Source organism: Janibacter melonis (assembly GCF_020567375.1).
Taxonomy (GTDB): domain Bacteria; phylum Actinomycetota; class Actinomycetes; order Actinomycetales; family Dermatophilaceae; genus Marihabitans; species Marihabitans melonis.
Window position 1 is genome coordinate 940,667 of sequence record NZ_JAJBZM010000002.1, and the last position, 22,923, is coordinate 963,589.

The following is a 22,923-nucleotide window of genomic DNA, read 5'->3' on the forward strand; positions in this document are numbered from 1 at the left end:
CTCACGATCCTCGCAGCCCGGGCCGGCGGTGGCTCTCCACCCAGGCGTCGACCTCGGTCCAGCGCTCGTCGAGCCAGGTGGCGACCTCGTCGGGGTCGCGCGGCACGTCGCCCGCCGGGTAGGTCGTCGTGCGCACGACGAGACCCTCGGTGGGGCCGAAGGGGATGCCCCGCCAGATGTCGCCCGGCGAGTCGAAGAGCTCGAGCCCGGTGTGCGCGACGACGACGACGTCCGCGTCGGGTCGGGCCTCGAGGATGGCCTGCACCCCGCGCTGGCGGGGCGGGAGCACCCAGCGCCAGCGGGCCGCCTGCTCGGCGCGCTCGTGCTCGCCCTCGGCGCGCAGCGCCTCGACCCCGGCCTGCTGACGGTGCATCGTCCAGTTGCGTCCCTCGGGGAAGATGAGCAGGGCGTCCCGGGGGGCCAGGCCGCGGGCGAGGTCGGCCACCCCCTTCGTCCGGTCGTCGCCGGCCCCGGAGCGCGACGGCACGAAGTACGCGCGCAGCCGGCGCAGGACGAGCGCCAGGCCCGGGTCCCACAGCAGGCCCGCGGCGAGGACGACACGGGGCACCCGGCGGGCCTTCGCCGCGATGATCCACGCGAGGGCGAGGGAGTCGGCGGGGCCGGCGTGCCGCGAGAGGACGACCGCCGGGCGGGTGGGGTCGCCGAGGTCGATCTCGCCGTCGGCGACGACGTGGAAGGAGACGACGCGCTGCGCGGTGCGGAAGAAGTTCTCCAGCGCGTGCGCGACGAGCTGCTCGTGATGGGCGATCCAGTCCTCGCCCCGGTCGACGGGAGAGCGCACCCGCAGCCACATGCACTGCACGAGGATGCTCACGTCCTCCCACATGAAGTACACGGCGAGGAAGACGACGCGCGCCAGACGCATGCGACGGTCGAGCGGCCACAGCAGCACGCCGAGGGCGATGAGCGGCAGCGCGGCCACCGTGACGAGGACGGCGAGCGGAGGGTAGACGAAGCGCAGGACGACCTGCAGCCAGTACGGCGGGGGACCGATCTTCATGCGTGCAGGGCGAGGTGGTCGGCCGTCGCCTCGTAGGCGGCGGTGATGCGGTCGGACACCCGCTCGCCACGTCCGACGCTCAGGGTCGCCAGGGCGGGGGAGCGCTCGACCCCGCTGGGCAGCACGTGCAGCTCGACGTCCTCGGGGACCGTCGCGATCTCCTCGACGAAGCGGTGCCGGCGGGCGATCTCGAAGGCGACCATGCCGACGTCCCACGGGGTCGCCGGCACGCTGAGGGGCTGCTCGACCCGGCCGACGTGGAGCACGAAGATCCGGTCCGCGCCGAGCTCGAGCGCCCGGCCGACGGGGATCGAGTGGACGAGGCCGCCGTCGAGGTAGTGCAGCCCGCCGATCTCGACCGGCGCGAAGAGCCCGGGCACCGCGCAGCTCGCGGCGACCGCGGGGGCGATCTCGCCGGCGGTGAACCAGTGCGAGCGGGCCGACTCGATCTCGGCGGCGACGCACTGGAAGGGCACGGGCAGGTCCTCGATGAGCTCGGTCTCGAGGTACTGCGTGACGAGACGCGGGATCGTGCCCGGCGACATGACGTGGGTGCCGCTGCGGGCCAGGCGGGCGGCCTGGCGCACGGGCGACTCGCGCAGCGCGCCCGAGCGCACGACGTCGACCCACAGCTCCTCGAGCCGGGCGACGGTCGCGCTGCTGGGGTCGGCGGCGACGAAGGCGCCGTTGATCGAGCCGATGCTCGACCCGACGACGAGATCGGGGGTGATGCCGTGCTCGAGCAGCGCGCGCAGCATGCCGACCTCGGTCGCGCCGAGCACGCCGCCACCTCCGAGGACGAAGGCGGTGGTCATCGGGCCTCCTGGGGACGGGGCGGACGGGGGTGGACGCGGGGGTCGGGGCGGTCCTGACGGATGACGTCGACGGCGACGTCGAGCGTGCTGCCGCGGCCCTCGGTGAAGATCACGCCCTTGAGCGGCGAGACGTCGCGGAAGTCGCGGCCCCACCCGGTGACGACGTACCGGCTGTCGGCGAAGTGGTCGTTCGTCGGGTCGAGGTCGACCCAGCCGCCGTCGGGGGTCATCGCCGAGACCCACGCGTGGGTGGCGTCCGAGCCGGCGAGCTTGGTCTTGCCCGGCGGGGGCATCGTCTCGATGTAGCCCGAGACGTACCGCGCGGGGATGCCGACGACCCGCAGGCAGCCGACGGCGAGGTGGGCGAAGTCCTGGCACACCCCTTCGCGCTGGGCGAGGAGCTCGGGCAGGGTCGTCTTGACGCTCGTCGTCCCCTTCGCGTACCGGAAGTCGCGGTAGATCTGCGAGTACAGCGCGACGAGGGCCTGGCCGAGCGGGCGGTCCTCGGGCAGGACCTGCCGGGCGTAGGTCTCCACCTCGTCGGTGAGGTCGACGAGCTGGCTGGGCAGGACGTACTGGGTCGCCTCGACGAGGTCGAGGGTCGGGGGCGAAGGGGGATCCCCCACCCCCTCCTCGGTCGTGTGCTCCCGGATCCCGCCCGCGGCGATGATCTCGGCCGCCTCGCCGACGCTCCACCCGTCGAGCCGGGCGAGGTCCGGGGCGGGCCACTCGACCTCGACGACCGAGCGCTTGAGCACCGACAGCGTCGTGTGGGGGGTGCGCACCTCGTAGAAGTGGCTGAGGTTGCCGAAGTGGTCGACGTGCTCGGAGAGGACGTGGGGCTCGGGGGTGATCTCGACGGTGTGCTCGAGGACGCGCTGGTGCGCGGTCTCGCGCGGGGCGAGCATGGCCCGGCCGAAGGAGTCGGTGACGTACTCGGCGTACTGGTACTCCGTGCGGTGGGTCACCTCGTAGGGCCGGCGCGAGTGGTGCTCGGGGTCCGGCACGGGGTGGGGGACGGTGCTCACCAGGCCACCCCGTCGGTCCACGAGACGGTCTGGACGGTGTGCTGCGTGGCCTTGCGCACGAAGTAGCGCTCGACGACGCGGTCGTGCTCGGCGCGTAGCGCCGCGTCGAGGCGGTCGAGCTCGGAGACGAGTCCCGCCCGGTCGTCGCGCATGAGCTGGGGCAGGTCGAGACCGGCGATGTGCTCGGCGAGGGCTCGGGTGGCCTCGACGACGGCGTCGTCGCCGACGAGGTCGAGGGCCTCGGTGAGCCGCTCGACCTGGAAGACGACGGAGCGCGGGTTGATGCGGTCGCGCAGGAGCAGGTCGAGCGCGGACTCGGTCGCCGACAGCGGCCCCAGCCCGGCGGCGAGGCGGCGGCGGTAGGTGATGACGGACTCGGCGGCGGTGAGGGCGGACTCGCTGACCGCGCCCTCGACGAGCGGGGTGCGCACGACGGCGAGGGTGCGGCGCAGCAGACGGATCGTCTGCTGGGCGCGCTCCATCCGCTTGCCGGCCTCGGTGAAGGCCCAGGCCGGGTCGCGCACGGTGGACTCGACGGAGATCCCGGAGAGCGCGAGGAAGGCCTCGATGCTCTCCATGAGGATCTCCTGCAGGTCGTCCTCGGGCCGGACGTGCGCGAGCGTGTGCTCGAGGCGGCTCATGACGAGCCAGGTGTCCTGCGAGAGCTGCTCGCGCACGGCCTGGGCGGCGACGACCGCGCGCCGCGCGCTGCAGCTCACCGAGCCCGACAGGCGGGGGTCGAGGACGAGGTCGCGCAGGTGGGGCAGGGGGTCGACGAGGCGCTCGTCGCTGCCCGCGCCGACGAAGCCGGGGCGGGTCGAGGTGATCTCGGTGACCGCCCGGAGCACGGCGACCATCGCCGCGTGACCGGTCGTGCCGGGACGCTGGGCGTGGTCGTCGACGAGGTTGTCGGCGACCCGCAGCACGCGGGCCGCGCACTCGGCGCGCTCGGCGTAGCGGCCGAGCCAGTAGAGGTCGGAGGCGACGCGCGGCGCCGGGGCGACGAAGGCCTCGGCGTGGTCGACGGCCGGGCTGGGCACGAGCTCGGGCAGCACCCCGTCGTCGCGGGTGACGGAGGGGATGTCGCCGGCGAGCACCCACACGTCCTTGCTCGGCGCGCCGCGGCCCGAGGAGACGTCGGCGGAGTCGCGCTCGACGCTCAGCCGGCCCAGGCCGCCGGGCATGACGAGGTAGTCCTCGTCGTCGGCGACGGCGAAGGTCCGCAGCACGACGTTGCGCGGGTCGAGCCCCTGCGGCGTGACGACCGGCGCGCTCGACATCGACACCGGGTCCTGCGCGGTCCAGCGCCAGGGCTCGTCCTCGATGCGCGCGGCGAGGGCCTCGCGCTGGGCCTGGTCGAGGTCCCACCCGCGGATCGCGTCGCTGCCGGCGAAGCGGTGGATGGGGCGGATGACGAGGCTCGAGAGATGGGCGAGCACGTGCTGGCGGTGCGTGTCCTCGCCGGCCCACCAGGTGCGCGGCGAGTGCAGGATCTGCTCCTCGCCGAGGACACGTCGGCACACCGTCGGCAGGTAGGGGATGAGCGCGGGGTTCTCGAGCAGGCCCGCGCTCAGCGGGTTGACGACGGAGACGTTGCCGAGCCGGGCGGCCTCGACCATGCCGGGCAGGCCGAGCCGGGACTCGGGGCGCAGCTCGAGCTGGTCGCACCAGTCCGCGTCGACGCGGCGGATGACGACGTCGACCGGGGCCAGCCCGCTCGTCGTGCGCATCCAGATCCGGCCGTCGCGCGAGACGAGGTCCTCGGACTCGACGAGGGGGAAGCCGAGGAGCATGGCCTGGAAGGCCTGGTCGAAGGCGGTCTCGGACAGGGTGCCCGGGCTGAGGATGACGACGCGGGGGCTGTCCTGCGTGCGCGGCGCCACCTGGCGGACCGCGCGCTGGACGCCGTAGAAGAAGCCGCGCAGCCGCGACAGGTCGCTCGCCCGGTGCAGGTCGGGCATGACGCGGGCGACGATGCGTCGGTTGGCCATCGCGTACCCGGCGCCGCTCGGGGCCTGCGCGCGGTCGGCGAAGACGCGCCACGTGCCCTCGCGGTCCCGGGCGAGGTCGGTCGCCGGCAGCACGAGCTGGTGCGACCCGGGCAGCGTGATGCCCTCGGCCTGCGGCAGCCAGCCCCCGTGCCCGTAGACCACCTGGCCGGGGATCGTGCCGTCGCGCACGAGCCGCTGCTCGCCGGTGAGGTCGGTGAGCACGGCGTCGAGCAGATGGGCACGCTGGCGCACGCCGCGCTCGAGCTGGGCCCACTCCTCGGTGCCGATGACGAGCGGCAGCGGGTCGACGGTCCACGGGGCCCCGGTCTGCGGCGTCCCCGACGGTGGTGGTGCGGCTCCCTGCTCCTGGCCCCGGGTGCCGTAGGTGATGCCGTCGTCGGCGACGAAGCGCTCGGTCTCGCGCTGCCGGGCGAGCAGGCCGGGCAGCCCGAGCCGCTCGATCGTCGCGACGAGCGCGTCGGTGTGGGGTCGGGTGCCGTCGACCGTGAGGGTCTCGTCGACGCCGTCGAGATGCTCCTCGACCCGCCGACGGTAGGCGTCGAGGACCTGGGTGCCGTCGGCCGTGGGGCCAGGATCGGCGACGGCGGTCATGCGGCGACCTTACGCGGACGGCGCGGTGAGGTGACGCTCAGCGGTGGGACCCCCCCTTCGGCACCCGGACGTCGAGCCAGACGAGGCGGTGGTCGCAGGTAGGAAGGGGTAGGCACCTTCGCCCGGGGACTCGAGCCCGACGACCCTCGAGGACCACGTGGCGCCCCCCGTCCCCCCGGTGGGACGCCACGTGGCCGGCTTCGGGGTCAGCGCAGGGAGACCGTCACGCCGTCCGAGAACATCGAGTCGTGCAGCTCGATCGAGGCGGGCGTCGCGCCCTCGGGCATGTCGAAGACCATCGTCCCGGTGGCGGTGTTGCCCGGGTTGACGTCGGTGAGCCACACGTCGGAGTTGCCCTCGATCGAGATCGCGGCCGAGCTGTTGGCCTCGAAGGTGCGCCCCTGGGTGTCGATGATCTTCTGCTCGGAGTCGAACATCGTCTGGGCCTCCTCGCCGATGTTCGTCACCGAGATCTCGACGAGGACGAACTGGCCCTGCGCCTTCTCCTGGAGGAAGTCGTCGCCGACCGAGGCGACACCGGGCTCGACGCTCTTGACGACGAACTCGAACTTCCCGTCCCGGGCGGCGTCGCCGATGCCGGGGCCGGAGGCCTTCGTCGCCGCGGCCTTCTTCTTCGAGCCCTTCGTCGGGGTCGTCGAGCGGCCGTCGGTCGGTCGTGAGGTGCTCGACCCCGCCTCGGTGGTCGGGGAGGTCGAGCCGCCCTCGGCGAGGACCGCGGCGCCGCCGCCGCAGCAGGCGAGCAGGAGGGCGCCGCTGGCGAGGACGGCGGTCAGGCCCTTGTGGCGCGAGACCCAGCCGCGCTGCGGCGGCGGGGCCGGGGCGTAGGTCGGCTGCCACTGCGGTTGCGAGGGGTCGTGGGGCTGGGTCATGGGGTGCCTCCTGGCGGTCCGGGGTGATGGCCTCATCGGATCGCGAAGGGGGAGCCCGCCACCTCCACCGAGCGGCTCGACAGGGGTCCGCCGATCGGGGGAGGGCGGCTGTCGCCGGGGCGCCCTACTCTCACGCCATGACCGTCGCCGCCGCCCCGGACCGCCGCGCTCGCGCGTGGTGGTCGGCGTCGGCGCGCTCCGCAGCAGCTCTCGCCGGGTGGTGGCTGCTGGGGATCCTCACGCTGGCGATGGCCCTGCTCACCACCGACGCACGTCGCGCGCCCGGTCTCCCGACGACGCACGACACGCCGGCGACCCCGCTGGGCATGCTGAGCTTCTTCGTCGGTCTGGCGCTGCTCGTGCTCCTCGTGTGGCGGGTGCGCCTGGCCCTGCCGCTCGCGGTGGGAGGGTCGCTCTTCGCGGCGATCGCCCCCTTCGACCCGTTGGTGGCGCTCGTCGCCGGTCTGCATGTCGTGCGCCGTCAGCGGACCGCCGTCGCGGTGCCGGTGGCGGCTCTCGTCACCGTCTGCACCGTCGTGGTCACGTGGCGTGACCTGCAGGGCCGCAACAGCTATGAGTCGGCCTGGCGGGGGCTCGTCGTCGACACGACGACGGCCGAGGCCGCGGTGGACCGAGGTGCGGCGCCGTGGTGGGTCCCGGTGACGATCGGGCTCGTCGTGAGCGCGATCTTCCTCGGGGCCGGTGCCGTGCGCCGGGTGCTCGAGCGTAGCGCCGGCGAGGTGACGCATCAGCGCGCCGTCGCCGCGGACCTCGGCGACCGGCTCGCCGCGCAGGACGAGCGCGAGCGGATCGCCCGCGAGGTCCACGACGTCATCGGCCACCGGCTCTCCGTCGTGTCCCTGCACGCGGCCGCCCTCGAGGCCCACGCGCCCGACGGCGAGCTCGGGCGCTCGGCGAGCCTCGTGCGCGAGGCTGCCGGCCGCACCGCGGAGGACCTGCGCTCGCTCGTGTCGGTGCTGCGCGACGGCACATCCGACATCACCTCGCAGGTGCCGGGCATCGCCGACGTGGAGGGACTCGTCGACGACGCCGTCGCGCACGGCATGACCGTCGTCGCGACGATCAGCCTGCACGACGGCGACCACCTCGACGTGCAGACCAGCCAGACCTCCTACCGCGTCGTGCAGGAGATGCTCACCAACGCCCGGCGGCACGCCCCGACCCACGGGGTGCGTCTCGTCGTGCGGGCCCGCAGCGCCGACGGCGTGCTGCTCGAGGCGGCCAACCACGTCCCGCAGGGGCGCGAGGTGCACCCCGGCGCCGGGCTCACCGGCATGCGCGAGCGGGTCGAGCTGCTGGGCGGCGAGCTGCGGCTGCTCGTCGAGGAGGACGTCCTGCGCGTCGTCGTGCACCTGCCGTGGCGGTGGCAGTCATGACGGTGCCGGTCAGCCCGGTCCGGGTGCTCCTGTGCGACGACGACCCCCTCGTGCGCTCCGGCCTGCGCCTCATCCTCGCCGCAGCCCCCGACATCGACGTCGTCGCCGAGGCGGGGTCGGGCGAGGAGGCCGTCGAGCTGTCCCTGGCGCACTACCCCGACGTCGTCCTCATGGACCTGCGGATGCCGGGCATCGGCGGCATCGAGGCGACCCGGCGCCTGCGCGCCCTCGCCCGGCCCCCTCGGGTGCTCGTCCTGACCACCTTCGACGTCGACGAGGTGCCGGTGCGGGCGCTCGTCGCCGGGGCCGACGGCTTCCTGCTCAAGACCGCGTCCGAGCAGATCGCCGGCGCCATCCGCGCCGTCGCATCGGGCGACGGCGCCTTCTCGCCCGAGACCTCGCGGCGGCTCACAGCCCACATCCGGGCCGGCGGCGCACCGCGCCAGGCCGAGGCCCGCCGGCTCGTCGCCGAGCTGAGCCCGCGAGAGCGCGAGGTCGTCCGTCTCGTCGGCGACGGCCGCTCCAACCCCGAGATCGCGCGAGCGCTCTTCATCGGCGAGGCGACGGTCAAGACCCACCTCGCCGCCGCGCAGGTCAAGCTCGGCGTCACCGGGCGGACCCAGGTCGCCGTGCTCGCGGAGCGGGCGGGTCTGCTCCCGCCCTGATGCCCGAATCCGCCGACCGCTCTGCCGACGTGGTGGCTGGCGGAGGGCTGGGCGGCAGCACGATTGCAAAGATATGTTTGCAGAGATGTCTATGTGGTTGTACCGTCGTCCTGTGCCCAGCTCGACGACCCCGGACCCGACCCAGCTCAAGGCCCTGACCCACCCCCTTCGCCTGCGGCTCCTCGCCCTGCTGCGCTCGGACGGCCCGGCGACCGCGACCAGCCTCGCGACCCGGCTGGGCATCAACACCGGCGCGACGAGCTATCACCTGCGCCAGCTCGCCGAGCACGGCTTCATCGCCGAGGACGAGCAGCGGGGGAGCGGGCGCGACCGCTGGTGGCGGGCCGCGGCGGCGTGGACGAGCGTGCAGGAGAGCCCCGAGGCCGACGAGGCCGAGCGCGACACCCACGACGCCTTCTGGCAGGCCGCGCTCACCCAGCAGGTCCGGGTCCTCCAGGACGCGATCGCCGCGCGGTCGGCGCTGTCGCCGCAGTGGCGGCAGCTGACGACGAGCAGCGACGTCGCCGTCTGGGCGACGCCGGAGCAGGCGCAGGAGGTCTCGCGGCGCGTGCACGAGCTCTTCGAGCACCTCGCGACCCTCCCGCTCGTCGGCGACGAGCGCCCCCCGGGCACCCGTCCGCTCGGCGTCCAGGTGCACAGCTACGTCGTGCCCGACCACGACCACCCCGCGCCGGAGGACGTCGAGCCCGACGGGGAGCAGGACCTGCGATGAGCCCCACCCGCGTCTACTACGTGCTGACCTTCACCCGGTGGTTCCCCACCGGCTTCGTCGTCGGGCTCTTCGTCCTCTGGGCGCTCGACCTCGGTCTCGGCACGGCGCAGGCGATGAGCGCGCTGGCGGCCATCGGGCTCGTCGTCGCCCTCCTCGAGCTGCCGACGAGCGGCTTCACCGACGTCTTCGGGCGTCGCCCCGTCTACGTCGCCGCCGCGGTCGTGCAGATCGCCGCCGCCGCGGCCTACCTCACGGCGAGCTCGTGGGGCACCTACCTCCTTGCCGGCGCCCTCATGGGCGTCTTCCGCGCGCTGGAGTCGGGCCCGCTCGAGGCGTGGTTCGTCGACGCCGTCCACGAGCGCACGCCCGGTGCCGACGTCGACCAGCCGCTCGCCCGTGCGGGCTCGATCATCGGCGCGAGCATGGCGGCGAGCTCGCTGCTGTCCGGCGGCCTCGTCGCGTGGCACCCGATGGAGGGCCGGTCCGCGCTCGAGCTGCCGATGGCGCTCTTCGCGGTCCTCACCGTCGGGCACCTCGTCGCCGTCCTCGCCCTCATGCGCGAGGTCCCGCACCTGCACACCGACGCCGCCACCCCGGATCTGGCCGAGGCCGTCGAGCAGACCTCCGCCGGGCCGCTCGGTCGGGCCCTGGCCTCGGCGAAGGCCGCTCCGGCCGTCGTCGTCAGCGGTCTGCGCCTCGTCGCGACGAGCGCGGTGCTGCGCGGTCTCGTCCTCGCGAGCGGTCTCACCTCGGTCGTCATGGTGGTGCAGGAGACCTTCATGCCGATCCGGCTCGCGGAGCTCGTCGGCGGCCTCGACACGGCAGGCGCGCTCATGGGCCCGGTCGCGGCCGTCGGGTGGGGTGCCTTCTCGCTGGGTGCCGTCGCTGCGGGGCGGGTCTCGCGCCGCATCGGCGTCGCCCGCACGGCGCTGCTCGGCCGGGCTGCCCACTGCGTCGGCGCTCTCGTCATGGGCGTCGTCCTCGGACCGGTCGCCCTCGTCGCCGCCTACCTGCTCACCTACGGCGTCTTCGGCAGCGGCGTCATGCACCGTGCCCTGCTGCACCGCGAGGCGAGCGCCAGCAACCGGGCGACCGTCCTGTCGATCGACTCGATGGTCTCCTTCTTCGCCTTCGCCGTCGTCTCCCCGTCGCTGGGGCTGCTCGCCGAGCGCACCTCGACCCAGGCCGCGGTCGTCACCGCTGCCCTCGTCGGGCTCGCCGCCCTCGTCGGCTACCTGCCCGCCCTCCGGGCGGAGCGCGTCCGGGGCGATTCGTCACCGGCCGCCGCGGCCGCATAGACTGGTTGCAACGGCCCGCCCAGTTCTGCTGCGGACCACCGCACCTGATCGCTCATCTGACGCCGATCGGTGCCGGCACCACGACGGTGCCCCGGAGAGACCTCCTGGACCTGCCTCGCAGGGCCGACGTCTGTTCGCCGATGCGCCGCGGCACCCTGCCGCGCCGGGCAGGACGACCACCACCACAGATGTGGAGCACCACCCGTATGACTCAGCCTGCACAGGCCCAGGGCTTCGCCGACCTCGGCGTGCCCACCCCCTTCGTCACCGTCCTCGCCGACCGCGGGATCACGGTGCCGACCCCCATCCAGGCCGCGACGCTGCCCGACTCGCTCGCGGGTCGCGACGTCCTCGGCCGTGGCCGGACCGGCTCCGGCAAGACCTTCGCCTTCCTCCTGCCGCTCGTCACCCGGCTCACCGAGGAGCCGCGCCGCCCGGCCTCGCGCCGCCCCCGCGCGCTGATCCTCGCCCCCACCCGTGAGCTCGTCTCGCAGATCGAGGAGTCCTTCCTCGACCTGACGAAGGGGACGAAGCTCACCAGCCGCACCGTCTTCGGCGGCGTCGGCCAGGGCCCGCAGGTCGAGGCCATGCGTCGCGGCGTCGACGTCGTCATCGCCTGCCCCGGTCGTCTCGAGGACCTCATGGGCCAGGGTCACGTCAGCCTCGACGACATCGAGGTGACGATCCTCGACGAGGCCGACCACATGGCCGACCTCGGCTTCCTGCCCGGCGTGAAGCGGATCCTCGACAAGACCCCGCGCGACGGCCAGCGCATGCTCTTCAGCGCCACCCTCGACGCGGGCGTCGACGTCCTCGTCAAGCGCTACCTCCAGCAGCCGGTCACGCACGAGGCCGACTCGGCGCAGTCGCCGGTCCTCACGATGGAGCACCACGTGCTCGCTGTGAGCCCCGACACCCACCTGCCCGTGCTCGTCGACCTCGTCGCCGCACCCGGCCGCACGGTCGTCTTCACCCGCACCAAGCACCGGGCGAAGAAGATCGCCCGCCAGCTCAACGCCGAGGGCGTGCCCGCGGTCGAGCTCCACGGCAACCTCAGCCAGGGCGCCCGCACGCGGACGATGACGGCCTTCCACTCCGGCACGGCGAGCACCCTCGTCGCGACCGACATCGCCGCCCGCGGCATTCACGTCGACGACGTCTCGCTCGTCGTGCACGCCGACCCGCCGGTCGAGCACAAGGCGTACCTGCACCGCTCGGGCCGCACCGCCCGCGCCGGCAGCAAGGGCACCGTCATCACGCTCATGACCCCCGACCAGCGCCGCGACGTCCGCGACCTCATGCGCAAGGCCGGCATCACCGCGACGACCCACCAGGTCTCCGCCGGGCACCCCGTCCTGTCCGAGCTCGCCCCCGGCGAGCGCAGCTACCCCGGCGGCTTCGTCGCCGAGGTGCCCGCCTCGGGCGGCGCGAAGGGGGGCCGCTCCGGTGGTCGCTCCACGGGCTCGGCCTCGGGTGGTGGCCGCTCCGGCGGTCGTCCCGCCGGCGGTCGCTCCGGTGGTGGCCGCGGTGGCCAGACCTCGGGTCGCTCCGGTGGCCAGGGCTCCGGCCGCTCAGGCGGTCAGGGTGGCGGTCGCCCCGGCGGCAGCCGTGGCCCGCGCTCGGCGTCCTCCGCCGGCGGCAGCGTCACCCGATTCTCGACGAGCACCCGCGCCGGCAGCCGCTGACGCACCCGCTCCTGACGAAGGCCCCCGCACCGATCCGGTGCCGGGGCCTTCGTCGTGCGGTGCGGCGCCCAAGGATCCGAGGGCCCGAGCCTGAGCGCGAATCGCCGCTACGCCGATGACGCAGCGGCGATCCGCGCTCACCGACGTGGAGCTCTTCGGCGCTGAGGCGGGGTTAGCTGTCGCCTTACCTTCACCTAGACGTGTGATCACGTGCATACGACTCCTGGCTTCACTAGCGTGACGACCAGGCCGGCAGATCGGCACGCGTGAACGATCAGGGTGGAGGAACTGTGGCGACGAACGGCATCTACTGCCTCGAAGGTGAGTGGGACGCTGACCTGCGCAAGAGACAGAGTGTCCAGCCTGTGCTCCAGATGCTCGAGAGCCTGGGGATGATCAAGTTCATCCACCGTGACGTCGCGACGAGAGAGGAGCTCGAGCACTACCTCGCGCGATGGGAGCGCAGCACCTACGACGACTACCAGGTGCTGTACCTCGCGACTCACGGAGACCGGTCGACCATCTCGTGGTCGTCGCACAACTCGATGACGTTGGACGGGCTCGCTGACGCCCTCGGCGACACAGCCCAGGGGTGCTACGTCTACCTCGGTGGTTGCAGCGTGCTGGCGTCCGAGGAGGACGCCTCGCGGTTCGTCCGCAAGACCGGTGCGGCCGCACTCTGCGGGTACCGCAAGGACGTGGACTGGATCGAGGGCGCGGCATTCGAGCTCATCATGCTCGACGCGCTGGCCAACCACACGGGTCGTCCCAAGACGCTCTTCATATCACTGATGAAGCGCCATTCCCAGCTCGCTGCCCTGTACGAATTTGTGCTCGTCACGAAGGCAGAGGTCTTCTCCAGCAAGAAGTGAGCGCGAATCGCCGCTACGCCGATGACGTAGCGGCGATCCGCGCTCACCGACTGGTCGGGAACCGGGGCGAAGGGGGGTCAGGGGGCCCAGGGCCTCAGCAGCTGCGCCATCGGGTCGCCGAGCGCCATCTGGAGCAGCGGCCCGAAGGTGATGCGCTGCACGCCGGCGGCCTTGAGCTCCTCGAAGGAGCCCGACATCGACCCGTCGACGGGGTGGGCCGTGACGTTGAGCGGGGTGCTCACGGCGTCGAGCATCGCGCGCAGCGCGGCGACGTCGGGCAGGCGTACGGGGTAGAGGCTGCGCGCCCCGGCCTGCTCGCAGGCCTGCATGCGGGTGATCGCCTCGGCGAGCGGGTCGGCGAACTTCTCGGTGCCGTGCACGAGAGCGTCGGTGCGCGCGTTGATGACGAGCTCGACCCCGGCGGCGTCGGCAGCCTGGCGCAGCGCGCCGATGTAGTCCGCGTGCTCCGCGACCTCGCGGACCCGTCCCCCTTCGCCGTGCACCGTGTCCTCGACGTTGATGCCGACGGCGCCCGCCTCGAGGACCCGTTCGACGAGCTCTGCCGCGGGGGTGCCGTACCCGGACTCGACGTCGGCGGTCACGGGCAGGTCGACGCTCGCGCAGATCCGCGAGATGCCGTCGAGCGCGTCGTCGAGGGTCATGCCCTCCCCGTCCTGCTGCCCACGGCTGTCGGCGAGCGGGTGGCTGCCGATGCTCAGCCCGAGGAAGCCGGCGTCAGCGGCCGCACGGGCGCTCCACGCGTCCCACACGGTCGGCAGGACGAGGGTCTCGCCCGTGTGGTGGAGTCGGAGCAGCTCGCTGGCCTTGGTCTGGATGTCGCTCATGCCACGACGATGGCAGACCGGACGGGCGAAGGGGGCGCGTCGGCGCCCCCTTCGTCCAGGGTTCACCCGCCCGTCGGCCGGCCCTAGAAGATCGGCTTGCCGCCGGTGACGCCGAGGACCGTGCCTGAGACGTAGGACGCCTCGTCGGAGGCGAGGAAGACGTAGGCCGCGGCGACCTCGACGGGATGACCGGCACGGCCGAGCGGGGTGTCGGCGCCAAAGCCCTCGACCTTGTCCGCAGCCATCGTCGCAGGGATGAGCGGGGTCCAGATGGGCCCGGGCGCGACGGCGTTGACGCGGGTGCCGGCGGGGCCCAGCTCGGCGGCGAGGTTGACGACGAGGTTGTTGAGGGCGGCCTTCGTCGCCGCGTAGTCGAGCAGGTGGCTCGAGGGCTCCATCGCCTGGATCGACGTCGTGACGATGACCGACCCGCCGGCGAGCTCTTCGGCGAGCTCGCGCACGAGCCAGAAGGGTCCGAAGACGTTGGTCTCGAAGGTGCGCACCACCTGGTCCGCGGGGAAGTCCGCCAGCTCGTCGTGGGTCATCTGGTACGCGGCGTTGCACACGAGCACGTCGACGCCCCCGAGCTGCTCGACGGCGTCGCGGGCGACCTGCACGTTGGCCTCGTGCGTGCGCAGGTCGGCGGGCAGGAGCACGCAGCGGCGCCCCTCGGCCTCGACGAGCGCCTTCGTCTGCTCGGCGTCGGCCTGCTCCTGGGGCAGGTGCGCGACGGCGACGTCGGCGCCCTCCTTGGCGAAGGTCACGGCGACCGCCCGGCCGATCCCGGAGTCGCCCCCGGTGATCAGGGCGCGGCGCCCGGTGAGGCGCTCGCGGCCGGTCCACGTGCTCTCGCCGTGGTCGGCCGGCGGGTCGAGCTCGGCCGTGGTGCCCGGCCAGTCCTGGGTCTGCGGGGGGATGGCGGACAGGTCTGCTCGATCGGGGCTCATCGACCCTGTCTACCGGCGCCGCCCGGGGCGGGTCGTCACCCGAGGGGGTGCGATCTCCCGCTGGGCCCTCCCCGCGCGGCTAGCGTCGGGAGGACCCGTGACGAAGGAGGAACCCCATGGCCAAGGACTCGAGCGCGAAGGGCGACCCCGGCCCATCCGTGAAGGACCCGGAGGTCTACGAGGCCCTGCGCGACGACGGCGCGAGCAAGGAGAAGGCAGCCCGGATCGCCAACGCCGCGGCCAAGAGCTCTCGCTCGCAGGTCGGGCGCAAGGGCGGTCACGGCGAGGACTACGACGAGCGCACGAAGGACGAGCTCATGGAGCGCGCCCGTGAGCTCGACATCGAGGGTCGCTCGTCGATGACGAAGGACGAGCTGATCGACGCGCTGCGCAACCACTGAGCGCCGGGGTGGCCCGAGCGCCTCAGCCGAAGACGGTCACCGTCTGCCGGCTGATGGCGACGAGCGTGCCGTCGGGCCGCCACACGTGCGCGTGGGTGTGCCCGTAGCCGTGCCCGGCGTGGTCGGTGCGCACCTCGTAGGCCCAGTAGGCGTCGGGCTCGGCGGTGACGTCCTCGACGAGCTCGAGGGTCCACGTGAGGCTGCTCGCCGGGCGCGGCTGCGCGAGCATCTGGATGACGGCCGGCGGCCACGCGTCGACGAGCGAGACGAAGTGCTCCTCGCCGAAGGTCGGGGTCGGCTCGCGGAAGCGCATCCAGCCGAGCATGTGAGAGGTCGACGCCGTCGTGTACGGCATGCCGCCGTCGGCCAGGCGCAGGTCGACATGGGCGAAGAAGTCCGGGGTCACCCCCGGGACGTGGGGCAGCGCGGTCGTCTCGTCCGGCGATGGCAGGACCGGGTAGGCGGCAGAGGGGGCGACGGAGACCGTCGAGGCCCGCTCCGCGCCGAGGCTCGCGAGCAGGACGGCGACGACCGCGCCGTCCTGGCGCATCGTCACCTGCCCCTGCGTGACGCTCGAGCCGGCCCGCAGGACGCTGACGTCGAGGTCGGCTGGGCCGGCCGTCGCCGGAGCGACGAAGGAGACGGTCAGGGAGCGAAGGGGGAGCCCCTGCGAGGCCCCCTCGAGGCGGCCGCGCAGCGCCGCGAGCATCACCCCGGCGACGACCCCGCCGTAGGTCGCCCGACCCTGTCCCCAGCCGGCCGCGAGGCGACCGGACCCGGCTCTCGCGGAGTCGAGCATCGACTGCAGATCACCATCGTGCGTCATGCGGCAGATCCTGCCATCAGGCGCAGGTCCGCCTCTCCACGAGGGGGTGGACAGGCAGATCCCCGAAGATCCAGGAGGAAAACCGACCAAGATCCCCTGACCTGCACCGACGTGACAAACCTTTGTCCAGGGTTGGGCTTGCCAACCTTCCTACACTGGTCGTGTGACTCAAGGAATTCGCATCGGAGAGCTGGCCCGCAGGACGGGTCTGTCCCCTGATGTCCTGCGCGTGTGGGAGCGCCGCTTCAAGCTCTTCACCCCCGATCGGACCCCTGGCGGGTACCGCCTGTACACGCCCACCGACGAACGCCTTGCCCGCGACGTCATCGCGCTCAAGGAGCAGGGCATCGGTCTGGCGGCCGCCGTCAAGCAGGCCCGGTCGGCCTTCGAGCCCGGGGCGCCCATCCCGACGAACGAAGAGCTGGCCAAGGACATCGACGACGCGGTGTGCGCCCTCGACCAGGTCGCCGTCGTCGCCGCCGTGCGCCGCGCGACCCACCTGCTCGGGGTCGAGGCCGCCATCGTCGACGTCTTCCTGCCCTACCTCGTCGTCCTCGGGCACCAGTGGGAGACGGGTCAGGTCTCCGTGGCGCACGAGCACTTCGCGAGCCACACGATCCGCAAGCACGTCGGAGCCCTCGGTCTCGACCTCGCCTCGGCCGGTCGGCGCGTCGGCATCGTCGCCTGCCCGCCCGGTGAGCGCCACGACATCGCGGCGCTCATGACCGCCGTCGTGCTCTCCCGCCGGGGCTGGTCGGTGCGCTTCCTCGGCGCCGACACCCCGCTCGCCGCGATCGACACCGTCGCCACCCGGGTGCGGGCCGACGCGGTCGTGCTCGGCGGGACCCGGCGCGAGGTCTTCGAGCCCCTCACCCCGCTCGTGCGCCGGCTGTCCGGCTCGACCCAGGTCGCGATCGGCGGCTCGGGCGCGTCCGAGGAGCTCGCCGCGAGCATCGGCGCGACCCTGCTGCCCTCGGACCCCGTGCAGGCCGTCCTGCACCTCGACGCGCTCGTCGTCGAGCCCTCGCGCTCGGCCTGACCGCTCCTCGGCGCAGGCCCCTGGCACGCCCCGGCGGGGAGTCCTCCCCGACCGGATCCTGGGCCGGCACGGCTCGTCGCCTGGCCCCTCGGGCATGCCGGATGGTTGGCTGACGGCCATGACGACCCCTCCGCCCCCCGGCACCCCTCCGCACGACCCCTCTGGCAGCACCGGCCCCGGCTACGGCCCGCCGAGCGGGCCCCCGTCGGGCCCCGGCTACGGCGGCCCCGCGGGCCCGGGCTACAGCAGCCCCAGCCCCTACCCCGGTGGGCCCGGTGGCGGGGGCTACGGCCCCCCGAGCGGCCCGGGCGGGTACATGTCCGCCCCGCCGCCCACCGGCGGCTACCGCACGAGCCAGCTCGAGCCGGTCGAGGCGATCAAGTACGGCTGGGCCGCCTTCACCCGCAACATCGGACCGTTCTTGCTGATGACCGTCGTGGTCCTCCTGCTCGGGGGCGGCTTCAGCATCCTCGGGTCCTACCTCGACGGCAGCTTCGACCTCGACGCCTCGAGCACCAACGCGAACGCCGCCTTCGAGCTCCAGCCGTGGGGGATGCTCCTCAGCCTCGTCGGCAGCATCCTCGCCTCGATCCTGTCGCTCGGCATGCTGCGCATGGCCTTCGACGTCCTCGACGGTCGCAAGGCCGAGCTCGGTCGCATGTTCACCGGGTACAACGTCGGCGTCGGTGTCCTCACCGGCATCGTCGTCAGCCTCGTGACATCCGTCGGCCTGCTCTTCTGCATCCTGCCCGGGCTGGCCTTCTCGTTCTTCATGCTCTTCGCCAGCTCGCGGGTCGTCGACAGCGGCGCCGGCGTCGGCCAGGCGATCTCCGGCAGCTTCACCCTCGTCAAGGACAACGCCGGCCCGGTCTTCCTGTGGTTCCTGCTGCTGATCCTGCTCGTCATCGCGTCCGTGTGCACCTGCGGCCTGGGCTTCTTCGTCACCGTGCCGCTCTTCACCATCAGCACGGCGTACGTCTACCGCGTCATCACCGGCGGGCAGGTCGCCCAGCCGGTCTGACCCGCTACTGCGCCAGCCCTGCGGCCCCGGCGACCCAGTCCCACATCCGGGCTCGGTCGGCCGGGGTCGTGGCATGTCGGCCGAGGTAGGCCGTCGGCCGCGGGCGCCGGTCGTGCCACAGACCGCCGCCGACCCGCCGGGGTCGGGTCGCGACGAGCCACACGCTCGTGTCGGCCCCCTCCTGCGCCGAGCGCAGCACCGGGCGCGTCACCCGCTCGAAGCGGGGCAGCGAGGCGGTGATGCCCGGCGTCGACGCCCAGCCCGGGTGGGTCGCGTAGACCGCGACGCCGTGGGCGCCCCACCGCTCCTGCAGCGCGCCGAGGATCTCGACCTGGGTGCGCTTGGAGCGCGCGTAGGCCGTGGCCCCGGCGTACTCGCCCCGCAGGTACTCCGGGTCGTCGACGGGCAGGTCCTGGGTGTACATGCCGCCCGACGTCACGAGGACGACGCGCGCGTCGTCGGTGAGCGCCGGCAGCAGCAGGTCCGTGAGCAGCACGGGCCCGAGCACGTGCAGCGCCATCGTCTGCTCGTGCCCCTGCTCGCTCTCGGTGCGCTCGGGCGGCAGGGCCCCCGCGTTGTGCACGAGCCCGCGCAGCGCGACCCCCGCCTCGAGCAGCCGCCCGGCGAGGTCGCGGACGTCGTCGAGGTCGGAGAGGTCGCACCGCCAGGTCGTCAGCCGGGCGAGCCCGGCGTCGACGCCGCGGGCGACGTCCTCCCCCTTCGCCTCGTCGCGGACGACGAGATGCACGTGCGCGCCGAGGTCGTGGAGCATCTGCACGCACGCCTCGCCCAGGCCCGACGAGGCTCCGGTGACGACGACGTGCGTCCCGACGAGCGCGCCGGACGGGCTGTCCGGCGGCCACCCCGGCAGCCGCCGACGGGCCGCGAGGCCCAGGCGGGTGTACCCGCCCACGACCGAGAGGTCGAGGGCCGAGTCGATCGCTGCCGAGACGGGGTGCGTCATGCGCTGGCCTCCTGGAGGTCGTCGGTCGAGACGCGCTGGTCGACGCGCTCGATGCTCAGCTGGTGCACGTCGAGATAGCTCGCCTCGAAGCCCGCGCGGCTGTAGCACAGGTAGAAGTGCCACATCCGACGGAAGGTCTCGTCAAGGCCGAGGTCGAGCGACGGCCATGCCCGCTCGAAGCGGTCGTCCCACATCCGCAGGGTCTGCGCGTACGACGGGCCCATCGCGAGGTCCTCGGCGACCCGCAGGCCCGACGGGGCCATCGCGCGGTCCATCGCCTCGAGCGAGGGGATGAGCCCGCCCGGGAAGATGTACTTGTGCACCCACGTGTACGTGTCTCGCGTCGCGAGCATGCGGTGGTCGGGCATGGTGATCGCCTGGATCGCGGCGCGACCGCCGGGGCGCAGCACGCGCTCGATCGTCGCGAAGTACTCGCCGAGGTAGTCCAGGCCGACCGCCTCGATCATCTCCACCGAGACGACGGCGTCGTAGGTGCCCTCGACGAGGCGGTAGTCGCGCACGAGGATCTCGACCTGGTCGGACAGCCCGGCCTCGGCGACCCGCCGGGTGGCGAGGTCGGCCTGCTCGGTCGACAGGGTCACCGTCGTCACGTGGGCGCCACGGCGAGCCGCCCGCAGGGCCAGCTCGCCCCAGCCGGTGCCGATCTCGAGCAGCTGGGTGCCCGGGCCGACGCGGGCCTCGTCGAGCAGCCGGTCGAACTTCGCCGCCTGGGCGTCGGCGAGCTCAGCCTCGCCCGGGTCCGGGGTCGTGAAGAGGGCCGACGAGTACGCCATCGACGGGTCGAGGAAGGAGGCGAAGAGGTCGTTGGACAGGTCGTAGTGGCGCGAGATGTTCGACTGCGTGTTCTCGACGCTGTTGACCTCGGTGCTCGGGTGGCGGGCGACGTAGGCGGCCCGCAGCCGCTGCCAGCTCGCCGGCACGATGTCCTCGACGCGCTCGGCGAAGGCGGTGAGCACGGCCGTGAGGTCGTCGGCCTCCCAGTCGCCGGCCATGTAGGCCTCCCCGAAGCCGATGAGCCCGTGGGTCCCCACCCGGCGGGCGAGGTCGTCGAGACGGCGCACCTGCAGCAGCGGCAGGTCGGTGCGCCCGGCCTTGCCGCCGAGCACGGTGCCGTCGGGCAGCGCGACCCGCACGTCGAGCGAGCGGGCGACCGAGCGGATGAGGCCGGTGGTGACGCGGGCCGCGACCGCCGCGCGGGGGCCGGTCGGCACCGTGGCGACGTCGGGCCAGCGCACGGGGTCGACCCCGCCGCGTCCGAGGACGCCGGGCTGCGCCGGGTGCTCCGGGCGCTGCTGGACCGGCAGGCGGCGGGCCCACAGCGCGATGCCCTGCTGGCGGATCCGGGCCGCCACGGCGAGCGGCTCGGCCGGCTGACGCCGGGCGATGCGGCGCACGGTGGCCAGCGTCGCGGGCGTGCCGCGGCCGCGCATCGTGGCGACGAAGGGGGCCTCGTCGTCGCGGTCGAGGCGCACGGCGACGTGCACCTCGTCGCCGGGCTCGGGGACGTGGAGCCGGTAGGTGCCCGAGACGTCGTTGAAGGGAGACACGTAGAGCTCCTTGTCGACGGTGGCGTCACCGCGCTCGTCGGGGTGGACGACGTAGGCGTGGCGGTCGCCGTAGGTGTTGTGCACCTCGACGACGACGCAGGCCAGCTCGCGGTCCGCGCGGTAGCACCAATAGACGGTGATGGGGTTGAAGACGTAGCCGAGGACCCGGGCGCTCGTCAGCATGAGCACCTGCCCGCCGTCGAGGTCGATGCCGTGCTCGGCGAGGAGGTGGTCGAGGTTCTCGCGGATCGAGCGCTCCGGGTCGCCGATGTGGTCGCGGGCCTCGAAGCGGGCGAGCGCCCCGTGGTCGGGCAGGTGGTCGAGGTCGACGAGCCACGAGTAGGAGCGGGTCGAGAAGCGATGGCGAAGGGGGGAGCGCCGCGAGTGCTCGACCGTCGTGCGGTAGATCAGCGGGAGCACCGGGTGCGCCGGCGCGGGCTCCGTCCGCGGCGTCTCGTCCCACGTGGCGCCGAGACGCTCGGCGGCCCGCAGGCCGGACAGCGCACCGTCCTCGTGGAAGCCCCACCCGTGGTACGCGCCGGCGAAGACCACCCGGTCGGTGCCGATGGTGCCCAGCCGCTGCTGCGCGTCGACCGATGCGGCGGTGTAGAGCGGGTGCTCGTAGTCCATCGTCGCGATGACCTTGTCGGGGTCGACGAGGTCGGCGCCGCCGAGGGTGCACAGCAGCCGCGTGTCGCCGGTGCGCAGGCGCTGCAGCCGGGTGAGGTCGTAGGTGACGACGACCTCGCCGGGGCGCTCGGAGTCCGGGACGAGGTAGTTCCAGGACGCCCGCGCCCGCGGGGTGCGGGGCAGCACCGACTCGTCGGTGTGCAGCTGGGCGAGGTTGCGCGAGTAGGGGATCGCGCCGAGGACCTCGCGCTGGGCGTCGGTCGGCTCGGCGAGGAGCGACAGCGCGGCCGGCGCGTGGGTCGCCACGACGACGGCGTCGACGTGGTCGGTGCGGCCGTCGGCGAGGGTGATCGTCACCCCGTCCTCGCCCTCGCGCACGGAGGCGACCGGGCTGGAGAGGTGGACCTCGTCGAGCCGCGCCGCGACGCGCTCGACGTAGGTGCGCGAGCCGCCGGAGACGGTGCGCCAGGCGGGGCTGCCGAGGACGCCGAGCATCCCGTGGTGGGAGAGGAAGGTGAAGAGGGAGCGCGCCGGGTAGGCCTCGGCGTCGGCCGGGTCGCAGGACCACACGGCGGCGACGAGCGGGGTGAGGAACCAGCGCCGCAGGTCGGCCGAGAAGCCCTGCGCCGCGACGAACTCGCCCAGGCTCGGGCCGGTGCCGCCGTCCTCCGGTGCGTCGAGGAGCTCGCGGGCGGCTGCGTGGAAGCGGGGGATCTCGGCGAGCATCCGCAGGTAGCGCGGTCGGGCGAGCATCCGCGCGGAGGGGACGATGCCGCTCGCACCCTGGCCGCCGGCGTACTCGATGCCGTCGGAGTCGGCGCGCACGGACATGCTCATGTCGGACTGCTGCGCCTCGACGCCGAGCTCGTCGAAGAGGCGCAGCAGGGTCGGGTAGGTGCGGTCGTTGTGCACGATGAAGCCGGTGTCGACCGGCACGGTGCGACCGTCGACCTCGACGTCCTGGGTGTGCGCGTGACCGCCGAGACGGTCGTCGGCCTCGTAGAGGACGACGGAGTCGGTGCGCGACAGGACGTGTGCGGCGACGAGCCCGGAGACCCCGCTGCCGACGACCGCGACGCGACGGCGTGCGCTCACAGGGAGCCCACCGCATCGGAGAGGGTGCGCTCGGTCTGGTCGGCGAGACGGCCGAAGAGCGCGGACATCACCGGGGTCGCGATCTTCAGCGGGCCCGACAAGGTGAGCTCGGCGTCGTAGACGACCGTGCTGCCCGCACCGTGCTCGCGCACGTCGATGCGGTCGTGCAGGGTCGTCGAGCCGTTGCGCCCGGTGAGCTCGACGTGCGGGAAGTCGGCCCGCTCGAGGGTGTACATCACCTCGACCTCGCGCCCGCCGAAGCGGGAGACGTTGCGGTAGACCGAGCCGGGGCTCCCGTCGCCCTCGACGAGCTCGCACGACACGGTGCCGTGGTCCCACTCGGTGGCGTTGGTGAAGTCGGCCAGGTACGCGTGCACCCGGTGGGTCGGGGTGTCGGTGTGGATCTCGCGATGTGCACGAGGCATGGGGATGCTCCCTTCGATCGACGGACAGAGGACCAACTGACGGTCGGTCGTGTCCATGCCGTGTCCAACCTGTCGACCCGGGTGCGATGACGCTCCGTCGAGCAGGAAGGTACCCCCACCCGACGGATCCCGCCGGGAGATGCCCGTGTCGACCT

The 22,923-nt window shown here is 73.4% G+C and carries 20 protein-coding genes; 9 read left to right on the forward strand and 11 right to left on the reverse strand.

All coding sequences use genetic code 11. From position 1 onward, the window contains the following. Position 1 precedes the first annotated feature (1 nt). From LIV55_RS10715 to LIV55_RS10735, 5 genes are all read right to left on the reverse strand, one after another. Positions 2-1,021, reverse strand: coding sequence for a 1-acyl-sn-glycerol-3-phosphate acyltransferase (locus LIV55_RS10715; RefSeq protein ID WP_068271505.1), 1,020 nt, complete (start codon positions 1,019-1,021; stop codon positions 2-4). Then, positions 1,018-1,836, reverse strand: coding sequence for a patatin-like phospholipase family protein (locus LIV55_RS10720; RefSeq protein WP_229300173.1), 819 nt, complete (start codon positions 1,834-1,836; stop codon positions 1,018-1,020). The genes LIV55_RS10715 and LIV55_RS10720 overlap by 4 nt, the downstream gene beginning before the upstream one ends. Then, positions 1,833-2,864, reverse strand: coding sequence for a transglutaminase family protein (locus tag LIV55_RS10725; protein WP_229300174.1), 1,032 nt, complete (start codon positions 2,862-2,864; stop codon positions 1,833-1,835). Before LIV55_RS10725 ends, LIV55_RS10720 begins: the two co-directional genes overlap by 4 nt. Next, positions 2,861-5,467: a circularly permuted type 2 ATP-grasp protein gene (locus LIV55_RS10730; protein ID WP_229300175.1), complete on the reverse strand. Its 2,607-nt coding sequence runs from the start codon at positions 5,465-5,467 to the stop codon at positions 2,861-2,863. The genes LIV55_RS10725 and LIV55_RS10730 overlap by 4 nt, the downstream gene beginning before the upstream one ends. Before the next feature lie 206 nt (positions 5,468-5,673). Then, complete coding sequence (locus LIV55_RS10735; RefSeq protein ID WP_229300176.1) at positions 5,674-6,357, reverse strand: DUF4352 domain-containing protein; 684 nt, start codon at positions 6,355-6,357, stop codon at positions 5,674-5,676. A gap of 137 nt (positions 6,358-6,494) precedes the next feature. On the opposite strand from LIV55_RS10735, the gene LIV55_RS10740 reads away from it, so the two are divergent. The 6 genes from LIV55_RS10740 to LIV55_RS10765 all read left to right on the forward strand — a co-directional run bounded on the left by LIV55_RS10740 (position 6,495) and on the right by LIV55_RS10765 (position 13,007). Then, positions 6,495-7,754 carry a sensor histidine kinase gene (locus LIV55_RS10740; RefSeq protein ID WP_123092617.1) on the forward strand — a complete coding sequence of 420 codons (1,260 nt, stop codon included), beginning with the start codon at positions 6,495-6,497 and terminating at the stop codon, positions 7,752-7,754. After that, positions 7,751-8,419 (forward strand): response regulator, encoded by a 669-nt coding sequence (locus LIV55_RS10745; RefSeq protein ID WP_229300177.1) that lies wholly within the window; start codon positions 7,751-7,753, stop codon positions 8,417-8,419. Before LIV55_RS10740 ends, LIV55_RS10745 begins: the two co-directional genes overlap by 4 nt. A 112-nt stretch (positions 8,420-8,531) precedes the next feature. Continuing rightward, positions 8,532-9,152 carry a winged helix-turn-helix domain-containing protein gene (locus LIV55_RS10750; protein WP_224767027.1) on the forward strand — a complete coding sequence of 207 codons (621 nt, stop codon included), beginning with the start codon at positions 8,532-8,534 and terminating at the stop codon, positions 9,150-9,152. Further along, the gene (locus LIV55_RS10755; protein ID WP_229300178.1) at positions 9,149-10,450 is read left to right on the forward strand and encodes an MFS transporter; all 1,302 of its coding nucleotides are present in this window, start codon (positions 9,149-9,151) and stop codon (positions 10,448-10,450) included. The genes LIV55_RS10750 and LIV55_RS10755 overlap by 4 nt, the downstream gene beginning before the upstream one ends. Before the next feature lie 206 nt (positions 10,451-10,656). After that, positions 10,657-12,135 (forward strand): DEAD/DEAH box helicase, encoded by a 1,479-nt coding sequence (locus LIV55_RS10760; RefSeq protein ID WP_229300179.1) that lies wholly within the window; start codon positions 10,657-10,659, stop codon positions 12,133-12,135. 290 nt (positions 12,136-12,425) lie between these two features. Continuing rightward, on the forward strand, positions 12,426-13,007 hold the full coding sequence (locus tag LIV55_RS10765) for a DUF6642 family protein (RefSeq protein WP_123092613.1): 582 nt from the start codon (positions 12,426-12,428) through the stop codon (positions 13,005-13,007). Positions 13,008-13,084: 77 nt separating this feature from the next. Here LIV55_RS10765 and LIV55_RS10770 read toward each other — a convergent pair whose 3' ends face one another. Together LIV55_RS10770 and LIV55_RS10775 are read right to left on the reverse strand one after the other, a co-directional pair. Continuing rightward, positions 13,085-13,852: an isocitrate lyase/PEP mutase family protein gene (locus LIV55_RS10770; RefSeq protein WP_229300181.1), complete on the reverse strand. Its 768-nt coding sequence runs from the start codon at positions 13,850-13,852 to the stop codon at positions 13,085-13,087. A gap of 83 nt (positions 13,853-13,935) precedes the next feature. Further along, positions 13,936-14,799: an SDR family oxidoreductase gene (locus tag LIV55_RS10775; RefSeq protein WP_123092611.1), complete on the reverse strand. Its 864-nt coding sequence runs from the start codon at positions 14,797-14,799 to the stop codon at positions 13,936-13,938. Positions 14,800-14,915: 116 nt separating this feature from the next. Here LIV55_RS10775 and LIV55_RS10780 point away from each other — a divergent pair, with 116 nt between their 5' ends. Continuing rightward, a complete protein-coding gene (locus tag LIV55_RS10780; protein WP_229300182.1) occupies positions 14,916-15,200 on the forward strand; it encodes a DUF7218 family protein in 285 nt (94 codons plus the stop codon). A 22-nt stretch (positions 15,201-15,222) separates the two neighbouring features. On the opposite strand, the gene LIV55_RS10785 is transcribed toward LIV55_RS10780, so the two are convergent. Next, positions 15,223-16,026, reverse strand: a complete 804-nt coding sequence (locus LIV55_RS10785; RefSeq protein ID WP_229300183.1) for an acyl-CoA thioesterase — start codon at positions 16,024-16,026, stop codon at positions 15,223-15,225. Positions 16,027-16,189: 163 nt separating this feature from the next. On the opposite strand from LIV55_RS10785, the gene LIV55_RS10790 reads away from it, so the two are divergent. Both LIV55_RS10790 and LIV55_RS10795 read left to right on the forward strand, forming a co-directional pair. Further along, entirely contained in the window at positions 16,190-17,065 is an 876-nt protein-coding gene (locus LIV55_RS10790; RefSeq protein WP_191564813.1) for a MerR family transcriptional regulator, read from the forward strand. A gap of 118 nt (positions 17,066-17,183) precedes the next feature. Continuing rightward, complete coding sequence (locus LIV55_RS10795; protein ID WP_229300184.1) at positions 17,184-18,086, forward strand: hypothetical protein; 903 nt, start codon at positions 17,184-17,186, stop codon at positions 18,084-18,086. Positions 18,087-18,090: 4 nt separating this feature from the next. Here the strand turns inward: LIV55_RS10795 and LIV55_RS10800 are convergent, their stop codons facing one another. From LIV55_RS10800 to LIV55_RS10820, 3 genes are read right to left on the reverse strand one after another with little or no spacing between them, the layout of a single operon-like run. Beyond that, positions 18,091-19,050 (reverse strand): SDR family NAD(P)-dependent oxidoreductase, encoded by a 960-nt coding sequence (locus tag LIV55_RS10800; protein WP_191564941.1) that lies wholly within the window; start codon positions 19,048-19,050, stop codon positions 18,091-18,093. Further along, positions 19,047-22,343 carry a DUF1365 family protein gene (locus LIV55_RS17220; RefSeq protein ID WP_308012909.1) on the reverse strand — a complete coding sequence of 1,099 codons (3,297 nt, stop codon included), beginning with the start codon at positions 22,341-22,343 and terminating at the stop codon, positions 19,047-19,049. The genes LIV55_RS10800 and LIV55_RS17220 overlap by 4 nt, the downstream gene beginning before the upstream one ends. Next, a complete protein-coding gene (locus tag LIV55_RS10820; protein ID WP_229300185.1) occupies positions 22,340-22,768 on the reverse strand; it encodes an SRPBCC family protein in 429 nt (142 codons plus the stop codon). The genes LIV55_RS17220 and LIV55_RS10820 overlap by 4 nt, the downstream gene beginning before the upstream one ends. Between the last annotated feature and the right edge of the window lie 155 nt (positions 22,769-22,923).

Bases quoted from the DNA above. Each gene is read 5' to 3' on its own strand.
- LIV55_RS10775 (WP_123092611.1), bottom strand. From the start codon at position 14,799: ATGAGCCCCGATCGAGCAGACCTGTCCGCCATCCCCCCGCAGACCCAG.
- LIV55_RS10730 (WP_229300175.1), bottom strand. From the start codon at position 5,467: ATGACCGCCGTCGCCGATCCTGGCCCCACGGCCGACGGCACCCAGGTC.
- LIV55_RS10740 (WP_123092617.1), top strand. From the start codon at position 6,495: ATGACCGTCGCCGCCGCCCCGGACCGCCGCGCTCGCGCGTGGTGGTCG.
- LIV55_RS10780 (WP_229300182.1), top strand. From the start codon at position 14,916: ATGGCCAAGGACTCGAGCGCGAAGGGCGACCCCGGCCCATCCGTGAAG.
- LIV55_RS10795 (WP_229300184.1), top strand. From the start codon at position 17,184: ATGACGACCCCTCCGCCCCCCGGCACCCCTCCGCACGACCCCTCTGGC.
- LIV55_RS10755 (WP_229300178.1), top strand. From the start codon at position 9,149: ATGAGCCCCACCCGCGTCTACTACGTGCTGACCTTCACCCGGTGGTTC.
- LIV55_RS10760 (WP_229300179.1), top strand. From the start codon at position 10,657: ATGACTCAGCCTGCACAGGCCCAGGGCTTCGCCGACCTCGGCGTGCCC.
- LIV55_RS10735 (WP_229300176.1), bottom strand. From the start codon at position 6,357: ATGACCCAGCCCCACGACCCCTCGCAACCGCAGTGGCAGCCGACCTAC.
- LIV55_RS10720 (WP_229300173.1), bottom strand. From the start codon at position 1,836: ATGACCACCGCCTTCGTCCTCGGAGGTGGCGGCGTGCTCGGCGCGACC.
- LIV55_RS10770 (WP_229300181.1), bottom strand. From the start codon at position 13,852: ATGAGCGACATCCAGACCAAGGCCAGCGAGCTGCTCCGACTCCACCAC.
- LIV55_RS10745 (WP_229300177.1), top strand. From the start codon at position 7,751: ATGACGGTGCCGGTCAGCCCGGTCCGGGTGCTCCTGTGCGACGACGAC.
- LIV55_RS10820 (WP_229300185.1), bottom strand. From the start codon at position 22,768: ATGCCTCGTGCACATCGCGAGATCCACACCGACACCCCGACCCACCGG.
- LIV55_RS10800 (WP_191564941.1), bottom strand. From the start codon at position 19,050: ATGACGCACCCCGTCTCGGCAGCGATCGACTCGGCCCTCGACCTCTCG.
- LIV55_RS10785 (WP_229300183.1), bottom strand. From the start codon at position 16,026: ATGACGCACGATGGTGATCTGCAGTCGATGCTCGACTCCGCGAGAGCC.
- LIV55_RS10715 (WP_068271505.1), bottom strand. From the start codon at position 1,021: ATGAAGATCGGTCCCCCGCCGTACTGGCTGCAGGTCGTCCTGCGCTTC.